At 62.9% G+C, this 22,334-nt stretch carries 17 protein-coding genes; 16 read left to right on the forward strand and 1 reads right to left on the reverse strand.

Features of this window, described 5'->3' with window-relative positions; all coding sequences use genetic code 11:
• Window positions 1-342 precede the first annotated feature (342 nt).
• The 6 genes from ACN9M1_RS16215 to ACN9M1_RS16240 all read left to right on the forward strand — a co-directional run bounded on the left by ACN9M1_RS16215 (window position 343) and on the right by ACN9M1_RS16240 (window position 8,157).
• Window positions 343-4,551 carry a hypothetical protein gene (locus ACN9M1_RS16215; protein WP_426395964.1) on the forward strand — a complete coding sequence of 1,403 codons (4,209 nt, stop codon included), beginning with the start codon at window positions 343-345 and terminating at the stop codon, window positions 4,549-4,551.
• Between the two features lie 287 nt (window positions 4,552-4,838).
• On the forward strand, window positions 4,839-5,240 hold the full coding sequence (locus ACN9M1_RS16220; RefSeq protein ID WP_426395966.1) for a hypothetical protein: 402 nt from the start codon (window positions 4,839-4,841) through the stop codon (window positions 5,238-5,240).
• A gap of 56 nt (window positions 5,241-5,296) precedes the next feature.
• Window positions 5,297-6,124, forward strand: a complete 828-nt coding sequence (locus tag ACN9M1_RS16225) for a hypothetical protein (RefSeq protein ID WP_426395967.1) — start codon at window positions 5,297-5,299, stop codon at window positions 6,122-6,124.
• A gap of 404 nt (window positions 6,125-6,528) precedes the next feature.
• On the forward strand, window positions 6,529-7,002 hold the full coding sequence (locus tag ACN9M1_RS16230; protein WP_426395969.1) for a hypothetical protein: 474 nt from the start codon (window positions 6,529-6,531) through the stop codon (window positions 7,000-7,002).
• A 338-nt stretch (window positions 7,003-7,340) separates the two neighbouring features.
• Entirely contained in the window at window positions 7,341-7,787 is a 447-nt protein-coding gene (locus tag ACN9M1_RS16235; protein ID WP_426395970.1) for a pyridoxamine 5'-phosphate oxidase family protein, read from the forward strand.
• Window positions 7,788-7,851: 64 nt separating this feature from the next.
• On the forward strand, window positions 7,852-8,157 hold the full coding sequence (locus tag ACN9M1_RS16240; RefSeq protein WP_426395971.1) for a DUF6966 domain-containing protein: 306 nt from the start codon (window positions 7,852-7,854) through the stop codon (window positions 8,155-8,157).
• A gap of 221 nt (window positions 8,158-8,378) precedes the next feature.
• Here the strand turns inward: ACN9M1_RS16240 and ACN9M1_RS16245 are convergent, their stop codons facing one another.
• Window positions 8,379-9,389 carry a DUF3800 domain-containing protein gene (locus ACN9M1_RS16245; protein ID WP_426395973.1) on the reverse strand — a complete coding sequence of 337 codons (1,011 nt, stop codon included), beginning with the start codon at window positions 9,387-9,389 and terminating at the stop codon, window positions 8,379-8,381.
• 357 nt (window positions 9,390-9,746) lie between these two features.
• Between ACN9M1_RS16245 and ACN9M1_RS16250 the strand changes: the two genes are divergently transcribed.
• From ACN9M1_RS16250 to ACN9M1_RS16295, 10 genes are all read left to right on the forward strand, one after another.
• Complete coding sequence (locus ACN9M1_RS16250) at window positions 9,747-10,544, forward strand: TorF family putative porin (RefSeq protein ID WP_426395975.1); 798 nt, start codon at window positions 9,747-9,749, stop codon at window positions 10,542-10,544.
• Between the two features lie 26 nt (window positions 10,545-10,570).
• A complete protein-coding gene (locus tag ACN9M1_RS16255; protein WP_004628489.1) occupies window positions 10,571-10,696 on the forward strand; it encodes a hypothetical protein in 126 nt (41 codons plus the stop codon).
• Window positions 10,693-10,782, forward strand: coding sequence for a K(+)-transporting ATPase subunit F (kdpF, locus tag ACN9M1_RS16260; RefSeq protein WP_004628487.1), 90 nt, complete (start codon window positions 10,693-10,695; stop codon window positions 10,780-10,782). Before ACN9M1_RS16255 ends, kdpF begins: the two co-directional genes overlap by 4 nt.
• A 19-nt stretch (window positions 10,783-10,801) precedes the next feature.
• Window positions 10,802-12,586, forward strand: coding sequence for a potassium-transporting ATPase subunit KdpA (gene kdpA, locus ACN9M1_RS16265; protein WP_426395979.1), 1,785 nt, complete (start codon window positions 10,802-10,804; stop codon window positions 12,584-12,586).
• Between the two features lie 34 nt (window positions 12,587-12,620).
• Window positions 12,621-14,825, forward strand: coding sequence for a potassium-transporting ATPase subunit KdpB (gene kdpB, locus ACN9M1_RS16270; protein WP_426395981.1), 2,205 nt, complete (start codon window positions 12,621-12,623; stop codon window positions 14,823-14,825).
• Between the two features lie 15 nt (window positions 14,826-14,840).
• Window positions 14,841-15,458 (forward strand): potassium-transporting ATPase subunit KdpC, encoded by a 618-nt coding sequence (kdpC, locus tag ACN9M1_RS16275; RefSeq protein WP_426395983.1) that lies wholly within the window; start codon window positions 14,841-14,843, stop codon window positions 15,456-15,458.
• Window positions 15,459-16,061: 603 nt separating this feature from the next.
• Window positions 16,062-18,887 carry a DUF4118 domain-containing protein gene (locus ACN9M1_RS16280; protein ID WP_426395985.1) on the forward strand — a complete coding sequence of 942 codons (2,826 nt, stop codon included), beginning with the start codon at window positions 16,062-16,064 and terminating at the stop codon, window positions 18,885-18,887.
• Between the two features lie 144 nt (window positions 18,888-19,031).
• Window positions 19,032-19,838 carry a MetQ/NlpA family ABC transporter substrate-binding protein gene (locus ACN9M1_RS16285; RefSeq protein WP_426395986.1) on the forward strand — a complete coding sequence of 269 codons (807 nt, stop codon included), beginning with the start codon at window positions 19,032-19,034 and terminating at the stop codon, window positions 19,836-19,838.
• A 939-nt stretch (window positions 19,839-20,777) separates the two neighbouring features.
• A complete protein-coding gene (locus tag ACN9M1_RS16290; RefSeq protein WP_426395988.1) occupies window positions 20,778-21,992 on the forward strand; it encodes an EAL domain-containing response regulator in 1,215 nt (404 codons plus the stop codon).
• A gap of 160 nt (window positions 21,993-22,152) precedes the next feature.
• Window positions 22,153-22,329, forward strand: coding sequence for a hypothetical protein (locus ACN9M1_RS16295; RefSeq protein ID WP_426395990.1), 177 nt, complete (start codon window positions 22,153-22,155; stop codon window positions 22,327-22,329).
• Window positions 22,330-22,334: the final 5 nt, after the last annotated feature.

Raw genomic sequence — 22,334 nt, forward strand, 5'->3', positions numbered from 1 at the left:
TGGTGCGGATACCGACTAGGAAGGTCGCCAGCGATCATTCAGAAGAGATCGGACAGATGCCGCTGGCATCCGTGATGACATACGTCCCCGCTCTTGGGCGTCTTCGCCTTTGCAATCGCATCTTCGTTTGGCAAAGAGCAATCCCCCGCCGGGGCAACCAGACTGCGATGGGTGTCAACTTGGTTCAATGTGTCCTGCCACCCCATGCCGCTCAAACTGCCCTGCATCTCGCCCGGTGCTTCCGTCACGCATCCTTCGTCGCCACAGGCGAGTACAGGTGAGACCGCTACGCCGTCCACGCCTGCCAGACAGGCGTCCCGCCAGCGCGGCGAACTTGACGGTTTGAAGAAAGCCCCCCCGGCACCCCCTGCACTGCCAAACGCACCTCAACCCCACGTCGGCATAGCGAAGCGGGTCGGCAAGGCGTTGCGTGCCCAGGTCAAGAGCACCTTCAGTGGCCTGACCAAGGACGGCGCCAGCCGACTCGACTGGAACACCCCATTCAGCGCACATTCGCGGGCCGGCAAACCGACCACGTTGCGTGATTTCGCCCAGGTCACGCAAGTTGCGCAGCGGATTGCGGCCGCGCGCGGCGACGCGCCCCAGACCGGCAGTCCTTCGAGTTCGGCACGTAGAACGGCGCAGGCGCTCAATCATGCAATGACAGGGCTGCGCACGCAGATTTCGGCGATCGCCAATGCCAGCGCCGGTCTCCACGGCGGCAGCTCGCAACCGGCGCAGGCGCTGCAACACGTTGATGACGTCATTGCCTACTGGGCGTCGCCGCAAGGGCAAGCGCTGGCCGCGAAGGTCAGCAGCGAACCCGAGGCGTTCGTGGCGGGGGTCCAGGAGATGGCTGCCGCGCATTCGCCTGCCGTCGCCATGGCGGTCTCGCTGGCGCTCGTGTCTGCCAAGGAACGTCTCGACCCAGGCAACGCCACAACGCTCAATGGCGACATCTTTTCGTATCTGAAGCATGCGGACCTGGGTGCCGAAATCGGTAACGCGAAAACGCATTCCGAGACATCGCGCGACACCCATATCCTTGCCCTGCGCGGCGCGCTGGAGCAGACGCGCAAGGCCTTGATGGCAAACCGGTGCACCACTGCTGCCGATTCGAGTGCGGCCGATGCGGCGGGTGCGTCTTCGTCGGCGCCGTCCCATGTCATCGACGTCAAGGCCCTGCAGGCATTCATCCAGACGGTGCGAGATTTCCCCATCACCATGCGTGGGGCCGCACAACATGCGCCGCAGGCGCTCGCCAATTGGCCGGGGGTGCGCGACAGCCTCGGGCAGTTCGATGCGCACAACGCCGAGGCCGCCGCAACGTGCCTGGCCGCGCTCGAAGCGGTGGCCGATGAAATCGGCCCGCAACAGCCTGCGCACGGGCAAAAGGGGCCGGTGGTGGTTTCTGCGCAGATCGCTGAGACGATCCGCGACGCGCAGGAGGCAATGATTGCGGTTGTGTCCACGCCGACGCACCTGCACACACACGACCAGCAGCTCAAGCATGCCGAATCGGGGCGGGCCGTTGCGTGGGGCGCGTTGCAGCACGCCGCAGCAACCGGCAATTTCGAGGCAATGCTCGCCGCCACCGGCAACCACAGCCTGGGCGCCGCCGATCAGGGCACCCTGCGCATGCATCTGCAGGCCGGCGCCGCCATTGCCACGGCGCTGAAGGCCAAGCCGACGCCCGAGGCGCTGATTGCCGCGCGGCTCGCCCCGCACGAAGCCGTGTCGAGCGCGGTGAACTTCGCCCAGCGCGTGTCCGACGCAAGCGCCAAGCTCATCCACGGCGCAGGACCGGCAACCCTGAGCGCCGCCGACAAGAGTGATCTGGTCGCATGGCGCAACGGCTTCACCGACGACGCACCGGGTTCCGACCTGAGCCAGTTCAAGGCGCGCATGTTCAAGTCGCTTGCCTGGGTCGATCGGATGGAAGATGACCGGCCCGCGACATTGCCAAGCCACCACAAATCGCCGCTCTCCGCTGCGCGCATGGGGATGGCGCAGGGCGATCGCGCCGTCTTGGCGAACGAGCAGAAGGCGCTGATGGCCGAGCTCGCGAAACCGGCGGTCAGCGACGTGGTGCAGGCCGTCGCCGCCGAAATGGAGCGCCTTTACGGTAGCCCCCCGCCGACAGAGGCTGCCTCCGAAGACGGGGCACCTCATCGACCGGATGCGTTGACCGACACCCATTGCCAGTGGATCGCCCTGCGGGTCGCGCTTGACGACTGGATGCCCGAACACAGCGCCGCGCGCCAGGGGCATCAACTGGTGCTAGGCCGCGAATTCTCGCCTGCCGCATTGCCGGAAGCGGTCGAACAGCGCATTCGCAAGTTCACGGAAGCCGCGGCAAACAAGGTGACATCGGGCACCCCCGAGGCACTGGAACAGGCGGTTGCCAACGTCCGGCAGCATCTTGGCAATGTCCGCCTTGGCTTTGAAGACGTGCATGCGCTTGCCAACTTCCTCAATGTCGAGCAGCCCGAGCCGTTCCAACAAGCCATGGAAGCCGCCCGGAAAATTGCCACGGCGCCGCCGCTGGCCCCGGCCGACCGATCGCAGGAGAGCGTGCGCGCCATGGTGGTGGATTACCTGAAGACAATTCCGGGTGGCAACACGGTCCGTTTCAGCCGCGGCACCACCGGCGGGTTCAGCACCAAGGGCATCACCAAGGCACTCGTCAACGCCAAGAAACGGCTGATGGGCGTGCCGGTGGCCGGCAATGCCCGTGTCGATCTGCGTTATGAGAAGGGGCGTGAAGCGGCCGTCTCTATGTCGTACCCCGTGCATGCCGCCGAGCTGTTCATCGGCACGGAAAAGCGGCACCGTGGGCGCATCGGCGCGGGCTGCTTCTTTGGCGCGAAACTATTCAAATGCTGCCGCACCGGCGCCAACGTGGATGTGAATCCGTACGAGCACGAGCGCACGGACGCCACGGGCCTCATGGTCCGAATCCCGCGCCGGACGGCGGCAAAAGATGCGGAAGTCCGCGCGTTGTTCTCGCGCGTGACCGACTTCATGTTTTCGGCGGCGGATGCCCGGCGCCGCTCGCCCGAGGGCATGCCCGACGCCGATGCGCTGTTCCGCGCCTTCGCCAGCGAGTTCTACGCCGAGCACGATCTGTCGATCAGCTGGATCAACCAGAAGACACGCGCCCACCGCAGCGAGATGTCGGTGGGGATCGGTGCTTCCGTCACCAAGCTGCTCAACCCCAGCCAGCACCGCAAAAGCCAGCAAGAAACCGGTGCCCTCGGCACGAGCCTGGGCTACTCGTTCGAGAAGCAATGGCTGTCGACCTTCAAGCAGCTCGACGCCACCGGCACTTACCGGATTGCCAACCTGCGCGAGCAAAAGCTGAGCCGGCACAAGCTCAACCTTGGGCTCACCACCTCGGCTGTGACCGGCACGATCGGCAACACGTCGGCCGATCTGTTCGGTGGGGGGGCGGTGGTCAAAGAGCGCGGCACGAACGTGAAGCTGCGCCTCGCAATCGATCGGGACAACGTGCTGCCGACAAAGTCGGTGGCCGATTTCGAATTCGACAGCTTCCACGACTACGCCCGGTATGTGGAGGCCACCAAGCAGGAGTGGGCGAGATTCTTCGCCTATCCGCACAGGAACGATCCCGATGGCGGGCTGGCGAAGGGGCTCAAGGCCGTCAACGACAATCTGGATACGGCCCGCCTCCTCGACACGCCGTACAACGCCTTTTTTGTGCGGCGGGCCCTCACAACCGACGCTGCGAAAACGCTCAACCATCTGCAGCAGCTTTCGCAGGTGACGCCGCAAAGCGAGACCAAGCTGCACGAGCAGCTGGCGGCGTCTTACACCAAGACCATCAATGCCCCCCACTCCTGGATGCCGATCGGCTTGCGTGCTTATGAAAAATACAGCGAGGCCGATGGTTTCAACGTCAACGCGGGGCTGCGCCTGACGCAGAACACCGGGTTGAAGGTCGAACGCCAGATCGTGTTCGACACCATCGACGCCAAGCTGCTCAAGGCGTACGAAGCCGAGCTGACAGCGGAACAGAACGCGCCGCAGCAACCGACCCAGGGCGAGGGTCCTGCCACCGTGCCGCCATCGCCTCGTCCGCTGCGGCGCGAGGGTTCATCGGACATCCCGCTGTACCAGAGCGTGCAAGGCGCACGACCCGAAATCGAATCGGAGCCCGAGGCGTCAGGCCACGAACAGGCGTCGGCACCATCGCGCGACGCGCAGCGGTCTCCGTCGCTTGCCGACATGTTGGCCATGTCGCCGCCGCGCTCGCGGTCAGAATCACAGCCCGAGTCACAGCCCGAATCGCGGCCCGATTCGCAGCCCGCCGACACGCGCGCGCATCTGGAGCGCTTGAAGCAGCAAATGGATGTGAAGGCCGGCATTGCGCCTGCGCCGAAAAAGTCCGGCGGCCTCTCCAGCAAGCTGTTCGGGCAACGTAAGCGCAAGCCACAACCGAGCACGCCCCCTCTGCAGGCCGATCCGGGCCGGAACACGTCCCCCGCCCCCAAGCCAGAGCGGAAACCGACTGCGCGCCGCGGCGGATGATCTCGAAGACGTGAAGCGGGGAGATTGGGGGCACGGCGCACAACCTCCTCGACTCGCGCGTCTACGGTGAGGCGCGATCCAGCAGCTTCATCCCCGATGTAGACGGCGAGCCGCTAGCCAGCGATTGGCGCAACCGCCACCTGTCGTTGGCCGCAGCGGCTTTTGTTCAATCGGCCGTGAGCGCGCCGGGCGCCGAGCTCTGAACTCTGAGCTCGGGCTGCCGAGAAAAATGGGATTGCATGTGTATCCTGCCGTGAGTGCATCCGGTCAGTCACGACACCCTTTACATGACACACACAGTCCATATTCAAGTGCCTGGCGAGACCATCGCATGTGCTTCGCTGGCCGATATTCAAGACCTCATCCCACGCTATCCGCGCCCTGAAACCCGAAGACAGATTGGGGCCTACGGGCTCGCGCTGGCCGCTTCGTTGGCGGTGAGGCCAACCACCGGCTTTGAAGATGCGATCCACGTGTTGAACGAAATGGCACGGGCAAAAGCGAGCCTTGATATTGCGTCGGGGCACTGCATTGATGTCGTGCAAGCGACGTCTTCGGTGATGCTGGCGACGCAGACATACGCTGATGAACAAACCGTGCCGTGCACCGAATGGCCGTTACCGAAGGAGGTTGCGGACGCTGCACGCCAAGCAGCGGAGCAGGTCGTCGCGAGCCTGCTCTCCACTTAAGGGAAATGTTGTGCGATAACCAGCACAACTGACCCCGCATCAACACCCCTCACCCAATGCGCCTCACCACCCTCCTCGCAGCCCTCGCGCTCAGCGTCGCCCAGCCGGCAATCGCCCAGACCGGCAAGACTGACACCCCCTCGCCGTACGTCAAAGCCGGAATCCCCGCGCCATCGCGCGCCTGGACAGGTGCCGACTACACCCAAGCCGTGAATGTCTTGGAGTCGGGTGCTTCGCCCCTACCCCGTTTCTCGGATAGCAATGGGGCCGCGGTGCTCAACCGTATGACGGCCGTGGAAAACTTGGACTTCTACCGCAATCCCTCGGTGCCGCTGGAGACGCGTTATGGGGACTACCTCGCCCTTTCCATCGGCATCAATACGCTGATGACGCTGTACCTGGATTCGCCTCGCGACAGCGCTGGGAAGACGCAGCTTGAAACCGCCGCGATCGTGGCCTACCGGCTTCGCGTCGCCGTCGCGGGCCTGGACCTGGTGGACGAATTGATATCCACCGTCCCGAAAGATGAGAAGTACGCAACCCGAGTCGCCAACATGAAGACCATGCAAACCGCTTACTCATCAACATTGGGGGATGCCGAAGTCATGCTCACCGCGGAACACGGCTTTTCTGCAGCAGGCAGATCGCTGGTGCTCAAGGCCATGGCCGACACGCTGCCGACCCTCAAACGGGCATTCCAACCGTTCTACAAAGAAGAGCTTCGACAGAGGCTCGAAGCGGATCGCGCGAAACTCAACGACGCAGAAGACCGCAGGCTGCTTGATGACATGATTGGCCAGCTCGACAACCTAGGCCTCTGCCACGGATTGCTGAGAAAAGGGCTCCGCGTGCCGAGCTCCGAACTCGAGCCGCCGAGAAAATAACTCCGCGCGTCGAGCGCAGAGCTCGAGCCGTCGAGAAAAAAGCTCCGCGTGCCGAGCTCGGAACTTGGGCTGCCGAGAAAATAACTCCACGCGCCGAGCTCAGAACTCGGACCGCCGAGAAAAAAGCTTCACGCGTCGAGCTCGGAACTCGGACTGCCGAGAAAATTTCTCCACACGCCGAGCTCAGAACTCGGACCGCCGAGAAAATAACTCCGCGCGCCGAGCTGGGAACTCGGGCCGCCGAGAAAAAAGCTCCACACGCCGAGCTCAGAACTCGGCATAGGACTTTTCGGATTCTTCGCCCAGAACGGCCTTCTGCTATTGCGCGCCTGCGTGGCAGCGGCGAATCTCCCGCCGTCGTGCCCTCCGTGCAGGGCCTTGCCAACCGATCCGTGAGACATCCGATGCCACAGAACTTGATCTCGTTTCAGCTCACCCCCGCCGATCTGGCCGCCGTGGATGGCGCGCTTAAAACCCTCGAAGACCGACTTGCCAGCCTGATCGACCTATCGCCCGAGCAACGCCGGGCACTGGTGAAGATGGGCGACAAGTCCGAAGCGTTCGCCCGCAAGGCCGTGGAGGTGCTGGTCAACAACCCCAACGTGTTGCCCGGCAACTTTGATCTGGCCGAACTGCGCCGCGATCTGGCTGGCTTCGATCAGCTCCGCAGCCGCCTCGTGCGTGTGGCGCGCATCTTCGAGCGTATGTCGGACTCACAGCTCGCCCTGGGCAGCGATGTGATGAGCGGCGCGATGGAGGGGTACGCCTTTCTCAAAGTCGCCGGCCAGGGGGAAGGGTTGGATGCGGCCAGGAAAGCGCTGGCGGTGCGGTTTAGTCGGGGCGCGAAGCGGAAGGAGGATGAGGCTGAGCCGGTGTGACGCGGGATCGCGGAGATCGCCAACATCGGCATCACCGTATGGAGAGGCGATGAATGTTCGCGCTTCGTTGTCGCGCTACCGCCTCCGATCCATCCCGATTTCAGGGCACCCTGCAATGGGCGCATTGGTTTAATCACATCCGACGGGTTGGCCCATCGGGTATATCCCGCCGGCAGAAGCGGGGGCAAACTGCTGGCGGCAACTTGCCAGCGAGACCACCGCAACGGTCTCAACTCAAACCAACCAGCCTCCTCGAACGCCGGGGCGATTCAATCATGAATGCTAGTCAGCTCCTTCAGCACGCACACGAAATCGTTAGCAATTGCAGCTTCTGTTTTGTGTCTTCGATCGACGCTTCCGGTCAGATCAACTCCAGAGTCGTCGAGATCTTGGAGATCGAGCAAGACCTCTCTATTCGGTTCATGACCGATTCGAGAACGCGCAAAGCGTCGGAGATTCGCCAAGGGAAGACGATCAGCCTGTCCTTCCTCAGCATGGCCGACGCGGGATACGTCACCATCGGAACTGCCCCGACAGTCTCTGGGGAGACCGCACTGAAGCAACGCATCTGGAAAGAATCACTGCGCAGGTGGTTCCCCGATGGGCCGGACGACCCCCATGCGGTCACTGTGACCTGCGCACCTGTCTGGATTGAACTGTGGTCGCTCAAGCGAGGGGTCGCCCCAGCACCTCTGGGCCTCAATTCAGTTCGACTGACTCGAAAGGACGACGGCTGGCAAGCACATCAAACGTTTCCCACCGACGGCGAACCCGCGCCGCTCTGATAACCGGCATCGCGGCAGCGAGACCGACGATTCTCCGTGGGAGTGCTCAAGTACAGGGGTGTGAATGTCTTCGAATATAGAAACCCTCGCCAATTTGCTCGATGAAGCGGAAGCGCTACTTCGCTCTTACGAGCAGATTCATTGGGCGGATTGGTTGGCTAAGGACGCGGAGCGAATTCGCTCCCTTGACTGCTACGGCATCGAACACCTGCTCTATGCGTATGGCGGTATGGGCAGCCTGAACGACGTTGTTCTGCCATGGACCAATGGCGCTGGCGTGAAGATGGGTTCCAACGATAACCAGCGCTTCGACAGGCTCCGAAGCGAAATCTACGACCTCGCAAAGATGTGCCGATCGGCGGCGTTTTGATCGGGCTGCACGCGGGTGGCTTCGAGCATTTCCGCGCGATGGATGAGGTGCGGCAGGCGGAGTATCTGGGGACGTGTTTGGAATATGCGGAGGGGGCGTATAGGGCGTTGACGGTTTGGGATGGGATTGATGCGGAAGAAGAAGGCTCTCGCTGATCATATCGCGCAGCACCTTCCTGCCGATTCGGTCTACAAACGACCGATGGAGTGTGTAGGGCCCAGCTACCTCACCAACATTCGTCGAGCTTGTCTTCCCATGAGTCGAATAAACGTGGCTGCCCTCTCATCAACTAGCCCGGCTTGATCTAGCGAGAGCAATCGAACAGTTGTTTCTCCCTTGGGGGCTTGAAGCATATTCATGCCCAGTGCCAAAGCAACTTTCTCTGGCGAGTCGAAATTTGATCGAAGCACGCGGCGAATACCCGAGGCGATCATGTCTGCAACCTGGACGCCGGAGAATTTCTGTGAGTCCACATAGCTGAAGTCTTCGTTGATTACCCGGCCAACGTTCACGCTACCCTTGCTTGGGTCAACGTCCAACCCGTAAGTTTCCTTGAGATAGTTCGGCGCGGTACCGGGTTCGTATTCGAATCGCTTGAAGTAACGGTAGTCCTCGCCTTCAAGAAATATCATTGGGTCTTGTAAAGACTTCGTCTGTAAAAGTGCGGGCAGGATTTTTTTAAATGCCTTTTCATATCGGTTGGGTATTTGATCTTTCTGATCTACGCGCCACCGAAAGTGCGCCAACGCAGCTGGTTGCCGTTGCACATAGTAGAGCGGTGCGTTCTTCAGAACTGTGTGTACAAGTTCAATTTGCAGAGCGAGTTGCGTGTAGAGCTGCGGCGGTAGCGAGCTGACTTCGTCTGCAAGGTCCGAGATCATTCTCCGACCTTCCTCATACTTCATTTTTTCGATGTTCTGCCTGATCTTGTCGACTTGAATCTGCTGATGGCAAAGCATTTCATCACGACGATGCAAGCTAACATCGACAGCTAGCGCGAAAGCTATGCCACCAAGTTTTTCCAAGGCGACTAGAAACTTAACGAAGCTATCTTCTGGAATACCACCAAGCTTGACCTCACGGCCCGCTCCGTACTTGAAGCGTAAGTCTGAAACGAGCGCATCCAACGGACGCCGCTTCGACTCAGGCAGAACAAAGGCCGCGATCGCACACCAGGCATTCTCTTTCTCGGTAAGCGCGAACGTTCCTGATTCGTCAACGAAGATGTACATGTGTCACGTAGCCTAGGAAGAGATAAGTATTGGGTTTGGGCACGACTCGATTGCATTCTTGCACGCTACGGCAACTTGTCGTGGCCCTTGCCTCATCGGATCCAACGTCGAAATAGGCTGTCACGCTGGCAACCTGGTGGGGCCCCAGTGAATAGGCATTCATCACACCGATGGCCTTCATTTTTACACCCCGTTTACACCCCTCCCCCCAACCTTTACCCCGTTTTTACCCCCCTTTCCCTAATGTTGCACTGCACGCAGGCCCTGTGACGGGAGCCCGCCTGCAAGCCGCTTCCGGCCCTGTTGCGCGCACACGCGCCGAGCCGGACGGCACCCAAAACAACAAGGGAAAGGTCCATGCAAGCCAAGGTTTCTTTGCACGCCACCGTCATCGGTGGCGTTGTCTTCTGTGCCGCAGCACTGTCCAGCGCGGCCGCATTTGCGCAATCCACTGACGCCGCTCCGGCGCCCGCCGCTGCCCCCGCGAGCCCGCTGACGGCCAACGTCACGCTCGCCAGCCAGTACCGCTATCGCGGTCTCATGCAGACCAACAACAAGCCCGCCATTCAAGGCGGCGTTGACTACGCATTGCCGAACGGCTTCTACATCGGCAACTGGAACTCGTCGATCAGTTGGCTGGGGGATTCCAACCCCAACGTGTCGGCCCCCATCGAGATGGATTTCTACGGCGGCTACAAGACCGAGTTGATGAAGGACGTGCCCATCGATGTGGGCGTGCTGCAGTACTGGTACCCCGGCAGCTACCCGAGCGACTACACCCGTCCGCATACCACCGAAGGTTATGCACAGATCGGCTATGGCCCGGTCACGTTCAAGTATTCGCACGCATTCTCGAACCTGTTCGGCACGCCCGATTCGCACCACAGCCAGTACTTTGATCTGTCGGGCAACTTCGACACCGGCTTCTGGGGCCTGACGCTGAACCTGCATGCCGGCTACCAACAAGTGCCGCACCAGGCCGTGCGCGCCTCGTATGCCGACTGGAAGGTCGGCGTGACGAAGGACTTCGGCAACGGCTGGGCCGCATCGCTGGCCTACATCGATACGAATGCATCGCGCGCGTTCTATACCAACACGCGCGGCAACTACATGGGCAAGGCCACGGCCCTGCTCGCGGTCACCAAAACGTTTTAACCATCTGACCGACAAGGGGAGCGTTCATGGACCTCGTTTATCTCGCCGGCCTCGCGGTGCTGGCTCTGGCAGTGGGCGGGCTACTCGCCCTCTCCGGCAGGCTCGCCACGAAAGACCAACCCACCACGCATGCGATGGAGAAACAGCAATGACCTGGCTCTACGTGCTGTCCGGGGCCATCACGGTGGTCCTGCTCGTCTATTTGTTCGTGGCCCTGCTGTGGCCCGAACGCTTCTAACAACAACGCGAGGCACACCATGAATGCGTTCCTCCTCCAGCTGGCGATCTATCTGGTCGTGCTGCTGGTTCTGGCCAAACCGCTGGGCGCGTATATGACCGGCGTGTTTGGTGACAAACCTTCGCGCGCACACTGGCTCGGCCCCATCGAGCGGCTGTTCTATCGCGTGGCAGGCGTCAACCCGCAGGCAGAGATGGGCTGGAAGCGCTATGCCGCTGCCGTCATCGTCGTCAACGTGCTGGGCGCGCTGGCGGTGTATGCACTGCAACGCGCGCAGCAGTGGCTGCCGCTCAACCCGCAGAGCTTTGGTGCGGTCACGCCGGATTCGTCGTTCAACACGGCGGTCAGCTTTGTGACCAACACCAACTGGCAGGGCTACTCGGGCGAAAGCACGATGAGCTATCTCACACAGATGCTCGGCCTGGCAGTGCAGAACTTCCTGTCTGCCGCGACGGGCATTGCGGTGGTGATTGCGCTCATCCGCGGTTTCGCGCGCCACTCGGCCAAGACCATCGGCAACTTTTGGGTCGACTTCACGCGTGCCACGGTGTACGTGCTGCTGCCGCTGTCGATCGTCGTGTCGGTGTTCTTCGTGAGCCAGGGCGTGATCCAGAACTTCGATGCGTACAAGGAGGTGACCACCGTCACCGCCACCACGTACGACAACCCGAAGATGGACGCCAGCGGCCAGCCGATCAAGGATGCCCAAGGCAACCCCGTCACCGAGAAAGCCACCACGCAAACGCAGACCCTGCCGATGGGCCCGGTCGCGTCGCAAGAGGCGATCAAGATGATCGGCACCAACGGCGGCGGCTTCTTCAATGCCAACTCGGCGCACCCGTACGAGAACCCCAACGCGCTGACCAACTTCGTGCAGATGCTGGCGATCTTCATCATCCCGGCGGCGCTGTGCTTCACGTTTGGCGGCATGGTGGGGGATGGGCGCCAAGGCTGGGCGGTGCTGGCGGCCATGACGGTGTTGTTTGTGGCGCTGGCGACGTTCCTGGCGTGGGCCGAGCTGCATGCCAACCCGATGCTTGCCAACCTCGGCGTCGATCAAACCATCGGCAACATGGAAGGCAAGGAAACGCGCTTCGGCATCGTGGCGTCGTCGCTGTTTGCCACCATCACCACGGCGGCATCGTGCGGGGCGGTCAACGCCATGCATGACTCGCTCACCGCGCTGGGCGGCTTCGTGCCGATGTTCCTGATGCAACTGGGCGAAGTCGTGTTTGGCGGTGTGGGCTCGGGCCTGTACGGCATGCTGGTGTACGCCATCCTGGCCGTGTTCATCGCGGGCTTGATGATCGGCCGCACGCCGGAATACCTCGGCAAGAAGATCGAGGTGTTCGAGATGAAGATGACGTCCATCGCGATCCTCGTCACGCCGTTGCTGGTGCTGGTCGGCACGGCCATCGCCGTGGTGGTGACGCAGGGCAAGGCGGGCATCTTCAACCCTGGCACGCACGGCTTCTCTGAAGTGCTGTACGCGTTCTCTTCGGCCGCCAACAACAACGGCAGCGCGTTTGCGGGGCTGTCTGTCAACACGCCGTTCTACAACGTCGCGCTGGGCATCGCCATGTGGCTGGGTCGCTTCTGGATCATCGTGCCGGTGCTGGCCATGGCGGGCACCTTTGCTGCCAAGAAGCGCTTGCCTGTGACGGTCGGCACGCTGCCCACGCATGGTCCGCTGTTTGTCGTGCTGCTGATCGGCTCGGTGCTGCTGGTGGGTGCGCTCACCTACATCCCGGCGCTGGCGCTCGGCCCGATTGCAGAACACCTCGCAGAACACCTCGCACGCTAACGCGCGCTGCCAACTCCATCTCAACAGGTGCCTTATGGCGATCCGTTACCCAGAATCCGAACCGGCTGTGCGCACGGTCAAACACAAGCTTGAGTCGAGCGGCGGTGCGGTTGAACAACCGCAGGCCCGCAGCACGTCACACACGCTCTCCGCCAAGGAGGTGCGCAAGCTGTCGATGTTCTCGTCGGCGCTGGTCAAGCCGGCCATTGTCGATAGCTTCCGCAAACTCTCGCCTGCTGCGCAGGCCAAGAACCCGGTGATGTTTGTCGTGTATGTCGGCAGCATCCTCACCACCATCCTGTGGATCATGGCGCTGCGCGGCCAGGCCGAAGCCCCGGCGGGCTTCATCCTCGCCGTGTCGGTGTGGCTGTGGTTCACCGTGCTGTTCGCCAACTTTGCGGAAGCACTGGCCGAAGGCCGCAGCAAGCAGCAGGCCGCATCGCTGCGCGGCATCAAGACGACGGTGCAAGCGAAGGTGCTGGCCGATGCGCGTCGCCGTGATCGCGTGGAGCCCCGCGCCGCCACCGCACTGCGCCGTGGCGACATCGTCCTCATCGAAGCCGGCGACATGGTCCCCGGCGACGGCGAAGTCATCGAAGGCGTCGCCTCGGTGGACGAAAGCGCCATCACGGGCGAATCCGCGCCGGTCATCCGCGAATCGGGTGGCGATTTCTCGTCCGTCACGGGCGGCACGCGCGTGCTGTCGGACTGGATCGTCGTGCGCATCACCGCCAACCCGGGCGAGAGCTTTCTCGATCGGATGATCTCGATGGTGGAAGGCGCCAAGCGCCAGAAGACCCCCAACGAACTCGCGCTGACGATTCTGCTGGTGAGCCTGACCATCATCCTGATGCTGGCCACCGTCACGCTGCTGCCGTACTCGTTGTTCTCGGTGGAAGCCATGAAGGCTGGTTCGCCGATCACGATTACCGTGCTCGTCGCGCTGCTGGTGTGCTTGATCCCGACCACCATCGGTGGCCTGCTCTCGGCGATTGGCGTGGCGGGCATGAGCCGTATGATGCAAGCCAACGTGATCGCCACGTCCGGCCGCGCGGTGGAAGCCGCCGGTGACGTGGATGTGCTGCTGCTCGACAAGACCGGCACGATCACGCACGGCAACCGTCAGGCGTCGCGCTTCATCCCCGCGCCGGGCGTGACAGCCAAGGCGTTGGCCGAAGCGGCATGGCTCTCCTCGCTGGCCGATGAAACGCCGGAAGGCCGCAGCATCGTCACGCTCGCACGCAACCTGGGCGAAGCGTCCATCGATGAAGCCGCGCTGGCGAAGACGCAACCCGTGTACGTCGCCTTCTCTGCGCAAACGCGCATGAGCGGCATCAACGTCGGACAAAACGGCGAGGCTCGCCAGATCCGCAAGGGCGCAGCAGACGCCATCCGCACGCACGTCACGCTGCTGGCCGGCAAGTTTCCGGAAGCCGTATCGACGGCGGTGGATGACGTTGCGCGCCAGGGCGGTACGCCGCTCGTGGTGTCCGACAACGACCGCGTGCTTGGCGTCGTAGAGCTGAAGGACATCGTCAAGGCCGGCATCCGCGAGCGCTTTGCCGAGCTGCGCCAGATGGGCATCAAGACGGTGATGATCACCGGCGACAACCGCCTGACCGCCGCGTCCATCGCAGCAGAAGCGGGTGTCGACGACTTCATCGCCGAGGCCACGCCCGAGACCAAGCTCGCGCTGATCCGTGAGCAGCAGGCACAGGGCCGCCTCGTCGCCATGACCGGTGACGGCACCAACGATGCCCCTGCCCTCGCGCAGGCTGATGTGGCCGTCGCCATGAACAGCGGCACACAGGCCGCCAAAGAGGCCGGCAACATGGTCGACCTGGATTCCAGCCCGACCAAGCTGATCCAGATTGTCGAGATCGGCAAGCAGATGCTGATGACGCGCGGCTCGCTGACCACGTTCTCGATCGCCAATGACGTGGCGAAGTACTTCGCCATCATCCCGGCCGCGTTTGCGACGACGTATCCGCAACTCGCAGCGCTGAACGTCATGCATCTGGCAACGCCCGCATCGGCCGTGATGAGCGCGGTGATCTTCAACGCGCTGATCATCGTGTTTCTGATTCCGCTGGCGCTCAAGGGCGTGAAGTACCGCGCGCTGGGTGCTGCCACGCTGCTGCGCCGCAATCTCTTGATCTACGGCCTGGGCGGCCTGCTGCTGCCCTTCCCGGGCATCAAGATCATCGACATGTTCCTGGCCGCAATGGGCTGGGTGTAAGGAAGGAGTGCATTCATGGCAACCACAACAACTCAATCCGTGCAGGCTGATGTGCCGCAACAAGGTGGTCTGCTGCGCGCAGCGCTGGTGGTCTTCGTTGGCCTGTCGCTGATTACCGGGGTGCTGTATCCGGTGGTGGTGACGGGCATCGGTAAGACGCTGTTTCCGGCGCAGGCCGGGGGCTCGGTCATTGAGCGCAATGGTAAGCCGGTTGGCTCGTCGCTGATCGGGCAGAACTTTGATACGCCGCAGTATTTCTGGGGGCGGATTTCTGCGACTGCGCCGAATCCATATAACGCCGCGGCGTCTGGTGGCTCGAACTTGGGACCGAGTAACCCGGCGTTGACGGAGGCGGCCAAGGCGCGGATTGCGGCGCTCAAGGAAGCGGACCCGACGAATACGGCGTCGATTCCGGCGGATCTGGTGACGGCATCTGCGAGTGGGTTGGACCCGCAGATCAGTCCGGCGGCTGCGGCGTATCAGGTGGAGCGCGTGGCGCGGGCTCGGCACATGTCGCCTGACTTGGTGAAGAAGCTCGTGGCTGAGAACACCAAGGGGCCCATTCTGGGGCTGTTTGGGGAGGCTACGGTGAATGTGCTGGAGCTGAATTTGGCACTGGATGACTTGAAGTGACTGTGTGGACCACCGGTTCTTTTTGCTGGTGGTCCATCCCCCTATCGTTCCCTGCCGGGACCGACTCACTTTTCTTTGTCTTGCCAAAGAAAAGTAAGCAAAAGAAAGGCGCGCCCGAGATGGCGACCCCCTCCTTGGATTTTTGTCGCGAGGAGGGAGAGGAGGCAAACTCGCTACGCTCAAACAGCCTCCCCTCTTTATCCTCCTCGCAACAAAAATCCAAGGCGCCATCAAGGGCAGGAAAGTCAAAGGCCAAACCGACGGCGCGCTGGTGTGAGCGCCGAGGCGAGTGGTTGTAGACCGCAAAGCCTGGGGAACGGGAGTAAGACGAAGTGGCACGCTGGCAAGAGATTGGGTGCTTTACCCTTGCCCTAGATGGCGCCTTGAATTTCTGTTGCAGGGAGGAAAAAGAAAGGGGAACTGTCTGAGCGCAGCGAGTTTTCCCCTTTCCCTCCCTGCGACATAAATTCAAGGAGTCTTTCGCCATCTCGGGCGCGCCTTTCTTTGCTTACTTTCTTTGGCAAGACAAAGAAAGTGAGTCGCCCCCGGCAGGGGGTGAAAAGGAGATGCACCACAAGAACAAAAACAACCAAAATACAACCCATGCCAGCCGACCAGCGCCCCGACCCAGACACGCTCCTAGCCGAACTCCAATCCGGTGAAGAGCACGCCTCACGCGGCAAGCTCCGCATCTACTTCGGCGCATCCGCAGGTGTGGGGAAGACGTTCGCCATGCTCTCCGCAGCAAAGGCGGCCCGCGCAGCCGGCATTGACGCCGTCATCGGCCTGGTCGAAACCCACGGCCGCGCCGAAACCGCCGCCCTGGTCGCAGACCTGGAACACCTCCCCACCCGCCAGATCGAATACAAAGGCCGCAGCCTCCCCGAATTCGACCTCGATGCCGCGCTGGCGCGCAGGCCAGCCCTGATCCTCGTCGACGAGCTTGCACACTCCAACGTTGCAGGCTCACGCCACCCCAAGCGCTGGCAAGACATCGAAGACCTCCTCGCCGCCGGCATCGACGTCTGGACCACCGTCAACGTCCAGCACCTCGACAGCCTGAACGAGGCGGTGGGCAGCATCACCGGCATCCGCGTATGGGAAACCGTGCCCGACGCCGTGTTCGACAGCGCGAATGAAGTCATCCTCGTCGACCTGCCCGCCGACGAACTGCTGCGCCGCCTGGCCGAGGGCAAGGTCTATATGCCCGAGCAGGCCCAGCACGCGGCGCGCAATTTCTTCCGCAAGGGCAACCTCATCGCCCTGCGCGAACTCGCCCTGCGCCGCACGGCAGATCGCGTGGATGACGACGTGCAGGCCTACCGCCGCGCACGCCGCATCGAAAACGTCTGGCGCACGCGCGAGACCATCGTCGCGTGCCTGGACCCGCAGGGCGATAGCGAACAGGTGATCCGCAGTGCCGCGCGTTTGTCTGCGCAGCTTGAGTGCGACTGGCACGCCGTGGCCGTGGTGATGCCGCATCTGCGCGCTGCCGATGCGCGCACCGAGCGCTTGCATGCGCTACTCAAGCTGGCCGAAGACGCCGGCGCGCGGGTGGAAACGCTGGCCGGCACTAACGCGGTCGAGGCCATCACCGGCTACATCCGTCGCCACAACATCACCAAGGCGGTGATCGGGCGGCCGCCGGAAAGGCGCTGGCGTTCAGCGCGGGCGATTGTGGTGGCGCTGCGTTTGGCGATCGGGCTGGAGCGCCGTTTGCCGAGCGGCGATTTTGCGGAAGCGCTGGCGCGACAGTGCCCGGAAGTCGACGTGATTCGTGCGGCGGCGGACCCGGCGCATATCCAGCTCACGCCGAAGGCTGTTGAGATTGGCCGCGCCGACATGCGCAGCGACGCGCAACGTGCCGCAGACGACACCAACTGGCTCAAGCCCGGCTACGTGGCCGCATGCGCGTACGCTGGCATTGCGACTGCCCTGTCCAGCTTGGTGCGCCCGGTCTTTGATCTCGCCAACATCGTCATGGTGTTCTTGGCGGCGGTGGTGGCGGTGGCGATGCGCCACGGGCGCGGGCCGGCGGCGCTGGCATCGGTGCTGTCGGTGGCGCTGTTCGATTTCTTCTTCGTGCCGCCGCGGTTCTCCTTTGCCGTGAGCGACGTGCAGTACCTGCTGACCTTCGCGGTGATGCTGGCGGTGGGCATGCTGGTCGGGCAGCTCACCGCGGGCCTGCGTGAACAGGCCGAAGTGGCCGTGCAGCGCGAGGCCGCCGCGCGGGCACTGTACGAGGCGGCGCGCGAGTTGTCGGCCGCGCTCACGCTGGACCAGATCGTCAGCATTGGCGGGCGCTTCGTCAACGCCACGTTTGGCGGGCGCTGCGCGTTCTTCTTTGTGGGGCTCGATGGCCGGCTCGGCGCGCCGCAGATCGCCAAGCCTGAAGGCGCCGCGAGTGTGTCCAATTCCGCACCCTCGGGGATGCCGAACCTCGACCGCGTGCTGGCCGATTGGACCTATCAGCACGGCCAGCCCGCCGGCACCGGCACGCACACGCTGCCCTCGGGCTCGGTGCTGTACCTGCCGCTGAAGGCGCCGATGGCCATTCGCGGCGTGCTGGCCGTGGAGCCCGAAACCTTCCACGTGCTCACCCAGCCCGACAATCGCCGCCAGATCGACGCCTGCGCCACGCTCATCGCCATCGCCATCGAGCGCGTGCATTACGTGGAAGTCGCCCGCGACGCGCTGGTGCGCATTGAATCGGAGCGGCTGCGCAATTCGTTGCTGGCCGCCGTGTCGCACGATTTGCGCACGCCGCTCACCGGGCTCGTGGGGATGGCCGAGACGCTGCTGCGCACGCAACCGCCATTGCCCGCGCTGCAAGCCGAAGCCGCCGCTGCCATCGGCCAGCAGGCGCAGCGCATGCGCACGATGGTCACCAACCTGCTCGACATGGCGCGCCTGCAGAACCAGGACGTCAAACTTCGGCTGGAGTGGCAGTCGATGGAGGAACTCGTCGGCGCGGCGCTGCAGGCCATTCCGCTGCCTGAGCACCGCGTGGTGGTGGATGATCTCGCCGCCCTGCCGCTCATCCGCTGCGATGGGCCACTCATGGAGCGTGTGCTGTCGAACCTGCTGGAGAACGCCGGCAAGTTCGCGCCGGCTGGCACCGAGGTCCGCATCTCCGGCGAGATCGTCCCGGATGAAACTGGAGGCAACGAACTGCACCTACGGGTCCGCGACCATGGCCCCGGCGTGCCGCCCGGCGCGGTGCGGACGATCTTCGAGAAGTTCACGCGGGGCGAGCAGGAATCGGCGACCACAGGCGTCGGCCTGGGCCTGGCCGTGTGCGAGGCCATCGTCGACGCGCATCGGGGCCGCATTTGGGTGGAGGCGCCCATTGATGGTGGGGCGTGCTTCGTCGTCGCCCTGCCCGCCGCAGAGCCGCCGCGTGTGGAAGATGGCGCGCTCGCGGCTTAACCCCCGCACCGTTGCGGGGCATATGGACATGCCGAAAAAGTCGTTCTGTTACGAGTACCTCGTATGACAGGATTGCGTCACACCGCCCGCTACCCGCGGGCGGAATTCGTTCACGCATCCACGACAAATCCACGAGGTTTCTCCATGTCTTTGTTCTCCCGCCTGGCCCGCCTTGCCGTACCGGCCATCGCCCTTGCCGTTGCGACCGCAGCCAACGCCGACACCAAACAGATCAAGCTCGGCACCATGAGCGGCCCCGACGCGCAAATCTGGGAAGTCGTGCAGAAGGTCGCCAAGAAGGACGGCCTGGACCTCGAGGTCATCGAGTTCAACGACTACGCCCAGCCCAACCCCGCGCTCGATTCGGGTGATCTGGACGCCAACGGCTTCCAGCACCAGCCCTTCCTCGACAGCCAGATCCAGGCACGCCACTACAAGATCGTCAATGTGGGCCTGACCTACGTGGCGCCGATGGGCTTCTACTCGAAGAAGATCAAGTCGCTGGCGCAGCTCAAGGAAGGCGCCAAGGTCGGCATCCAGAATGACCCGTCCAACGGCAACCGCGCGCTGCTCCTGTTGCAGAAGGCCGGCGTGATCAAGCTCAAGGCGGGCGCCGGCACCAACGGCAACAACGCCACCCCGCGCGACGTGGTCGAGAACCCCAAGAAGATCAAGCTGATCGAGCTGGATTCGGCCCAGTTGCCGCGCTCGCTGGATGATCTGGACGCCGCTTCCATCAATACGGACTACGCGGTCAAGAACAACCTGTCGCCCACCAAGGACGCGATTGCGCTGGAAGACCGCCAGGGCCCGTACGCGAACCTGATTGCCGTCCGCGAGAAAGACAAGAACCAGCCGTGGGTGAAGACGCTGGTGCACGCCTACCAGTCGGAAGAGGTGCGCAAGTTCATCGACACGCAGTTCAAGGGCGCGATCCTGCCGGCGTTTTAATGCTGCCTAAAAAGTAAGCGGATACTTTCGTCAGATCTTCGGAAACTGCGCGCGGCGCGCCAAGGGAGTGATGAGCTTCCGGGCGCGCCGCGTTGTTTTGTTGCGTTGCGTCATCCCGTTGCCCTTGCAATCGTTTTCGCGAGCGTGGCGCCCTGGCAACGCTTGTAGCCTCTCGTTACATTAAGTAGTTCTACCTTATTGCATCGCAGCAAACGATTCGCTATAGTGGGAACTGTCTCCTCCACCCTCCTTGGTGGATTGTGGCCCGAGCACCTGGTGCTCGGGCTTTTTTCTTTGGCGCGCCCGATTGCATCTCGATTGCGCAGCCTTGCCTTCTAGCCGATTCCGGCTACGCTGATTTCCTCTGCTCTGACAGATCGCCACGTTGCCGGATCGCAACGTGCATTTTTTTCAAGCATGCGTTTAGGGTGGTTTTTCCATCACACCCGCGCTGGGTGATGGACAACATTCAAAGCGTCGTTTGGATCACGCCTAGGTGGCGGATGTGTGCGCAACCCCATGCTTTATGCCGCTAACATCGCGGATCTGCGTCAGCCTTTGTCCTACAAGCGATTCGGCGAAGCCCGGACAGTCCGACAAACGAACCTTCACTAAACTTCACCTTGCTCTCTCTTTAGAGAGCACTCCCCCCCTTTTGAGCCCGCCCCTGTTGCGGGCTTCATTTTTTTCGGGCACGATTTCTGACATCCCGACGCCGTCGACACCGGCGCCGGAAAGCTCAAAAGGTTGGGGGAAATCTCAAGGCCCGCGCAGTTGAAAAGCTGCGCGGGCTTTGTTTTTTCTGGCGTTGCGTTCGGCGCGCTGCCAGACACCCTGACAACGCCCGCGCACGGTGTTTCAATGTCGGCTCATGGCGGATGTCACGAAACGCAAACGGGATGCGCTCCGCCCCATACCAACAAGAATAAGGACTGGCCGATGGAAGGCTTCGCGCAACTCGCCGTGCTGGTGGTGGACGACCACCCCGTGCAACGGGCCGCTGCCCGGCAACTGCTCCACACGCTGGGTGTCCAGCAGATCCTGACCGCCTGCGATGGCCGCGAGGCGCTCTACCTGCTCCAGCTCTGCCATGTCGACCTCGTGCTGTGCGACATCGACATGCCCGGCATGAACGGCCCCGAACTGATGGAGCAGATGCGGCTGCGCGCTGGCCAGGTCTTTCCGAGACAGGCACCCGTGTGGGCGTGGGTCAGCGCGATGGATGCGCCGATTGTCGAATCGCACGTGAGCCTGGCTGACGCGATCGGCCTGGCGCGCGTCCATGGCATTCACAAGCCGCTGCGCCCCGCGCACGTGCTGCCGCTGCTGGAGGAAGCCGCCGCGCATGCGCGCGAATCGGTGCCCGCCGGCCAAGCCAGCCTGCCGCATTTTTCCGATGACGAACTCGCTGCGTTGATCCGCGATACGCCGGAGCAGATCGAGGTCGTCTTGCAGCCGCAGCATGATCTCGCCAGCAACCAGATCGTTGGCGCCGAGGCGCTGTGCCGGTGGATGCATCCGGTGCACGGGCGCGTATCGCCGGGGGCGTTCGTGCCGCGCCTCGAGGCCCTGGGGCTGGCCGATGGTCTGTTCTTCCATGTGCTGGAACATTGCGTGCGCGTGCAGCATGCCTTGGCTGCGCATGCGCATCCGGTGGCGATTGGCGTGAATGCTTCGGCCGCGACGCTCAGCCGGGCCGGCACCATTGAGCGCATCGAAGCCACCGTGCGCGAGGCGCGCATCTCGCCCACCGCCATCGCCATCGAGCTGACGGAAGATTCACCGGTGCCCGATGCCACGCAGCTCGCCATCGTGCTCAACCGCCTGCGTCTGCTGGGCCATCCGCTGGCCATCGACGACTTCGGCGTGGGCATCGCCACGCTCAAGCTGCTGGCGGACCTGCCCTTCAACATCCTCAAGATCGACCGCTCGTTTACGGCGGCGGTAGATCAGACCAGCCAGCGCGGCGTGATCTGCCGCACCATGATCGAACTGGCGCGCACGCTGCATCTCGAGTGCATTGCCGAAGGCGTGGAGACCGACGCGCAGCGCCAGACCCTGCGCACACTCGGCTGTGCGACGGGACAGGGCTACCTGTGGGCGGCGCCGCTGTCCACAACGGCGTTCTTGGCGCACGTGCAGGCCGCCGCCTAGCAAGCAATGCTGCGGACCCGTTTAGTTTCCCGCAGCACTGATTGAAATAGCTTCTGCCCCGAAAGGTTACGAGACGTCGAAACTAAGAAACGTCTGATGCCCGAGGTGACGTTGGGTGCGTATGGTACGGGCCAACTTTCTGTTGGTCCTTCCCCCTCCCATGTCGGCCCCGATCTATCCCATTCTGTTGATGCTCGCCAAGCTGGATGCGGCGTCCCAGGCGACGTTGCTTTCGCAGATCGATCATTTCGTCTTCGCCTCCCCGAACGAGCGTCGCGCACGCGTCAACGACGGGCGGCGCCTTGCACAAGGCCACCCACAGGCTGCGCTCACGTGAGGGCG

The organism is Ralstonia sp. R-29, assembly GCF_049913345.1.
GTDB lineage: Bacteria > Pseudomonadota > Gammaproteobacteria > Burkholderiales > Burkholderiaceae > Ralstonia.

Coding starts and splice junctions, on each gene's coding strand:
- ACN9M1_RS16280 (WP_426395985.1), top strand. CDS start 16,062: ATGCCAGCCGACCAGCGCCCCGACCCAGACACGCTCCTAGCCGAACTC.
- kdpA (WP_426395979.1), top strand. CDS start 10,802: ATGAATGCGTTCCTCCTCCAGCTGGCGATCTATCTGGTCGTGCTGCTG.
- kdpC (WP_426395983.1), top strand. CDS start 14,841: ATGGCAACCACAACAACTCAATCCGTGCAGGCTGATGTGCCGCAACAA.
- ACN9M1_RS16225 (WP_426395967.1), top strand. CDS start 5,297: ATGCGCCTCACCACCCTCCTCGCAGCCCTCGCGCTCAGCGTCGCCCAG.
- ACN9M1_RS16230 (WP_426395969.1), top strand. CDS start 6,529: ATGCCACAGAACTTGATCTCGTTTCAGCTCACCCCCGCCGATCTGGCC.
- kdpF (WP_004628487.1), top strand. CDS start 10,693: ATGACCTGGCTCTACGTGCTGTCCGGGGCCATCACGGTGGTCCTGCTC.
- kdpB (WP_426395981.1), top strand. CDS start 12,621: ATGGCGATCCGTTACCCAGAATCCGAACCGGCTGTGCGCACGGTCAAA.
- ACN9M1_RS16285 (WP_426395986.1), top strand. CDS start 19,032: ATGTCTTTGTTCTCCCGCCTGGCCCGCCTTGCCGTACCGGCCATCGCC.
- ACN9M1_RS16220 (WP_426395966.1), top strand. CDS start 4,839: ATGACACACACAGTCCATATTCAAGTGCCTGGCGAGACCATCGCATGT.
- ACN9M1_RS16245 (WP_426395973.1), bottom strand. CDS start 9,389: ATGTACATCTTCGTTGACGAATCAGGAACGTTCGCGCTTACCGAGAAA.
- ACN9M1_RS16250 (WP_426395975.1), top strand. CDS start 9,747: ATGCAAGCCAAGGTTTCTTTGCACGCCACCGTCATCGGTGGCGTTGTC.
- ACN9M1_RS16255 (WP_004628489.1), top strand. CDS start 10,571: ATGGACCTCGTTTATCTCGCCGGCCTCGCGGTGCTGGCTCTGGCAGTG.
- ACN9M1_RS16290 (WP_426395988.1), top strand. CDS start 20,778: ATGGAAGGCTTCGCGCAACTCGCCGTGCTGGTGGTGGACGACCACCCC.
- ACN9M1_RS16295 (WP_426395990.1), top strand. CDS start 22,153: ATGTCGGCCCCGATCTATCCCATTCTGTTGATGCTCGCCAAGCTGGAT.
- ACN9M1_RS16240 (WP_426395971.1), top strand. CDS start 7,852: ATGTCTTCGAATATAGAAACCCTCGCCAATTTGCTCGATGAAGCGGAA.